Annotated in this window: 1 protein-coding gene; it reads left to right on the top strand. The window is 55.6% G+C overall.

Annotated features, from left to right (window positions below; all coding sequences use genetic code 11):
- Positions 1-212 (top strand): IS66 family transposase (locus tag SB753_RS36865; protein WP_410805075.1); only part of this gene is annotated, 212 nt, incomplete at its 5' end.
- Positions 213-277: the final 65 nt, after the last annotated feature.

Genomic DNA, 277 nt, shown 5'->3' with positions numbered 1-277 from the left:
CGTTCGACAACAACCAGGCCGAACGCGATATCCGCATGCCCAAACTCAAACAGAAGATCTCCGGGTGCTTCCGCTCGGAATCGGGCATGGAGGCGTTCTGCACAATCCGCTCCTACCTTGCCACCTTACGCAAGCAGAACCGTTCGCTGATCGATGCGCTGGCATTGGGCTTTGCCGGATTCGTCGTTTCGCCTCTGGTTACCGCTGAATAGTTACGCCGCCGCAAAGAAAAGTAGGCAAAAGAAAGCGGCTCACACCGCCAATCTTTCTTCTTGCC

The sequence above is a fragment of the Paraburkholderia sp. SIMBA_053 genome (assembly GCF_046534895.1).
GTDB lineage: Bacteria > Pseudomonadota > Gammaproteobacteria > Burkholderiales > Burkholderiaceae > Paraburkholderia > Paraburkholderia caledonica.
The sequence above is the reverse complement of the archived record's forward strand: the minus strand, read 5'-3'. Positions and strand labels throughout refer to the sequence as shown.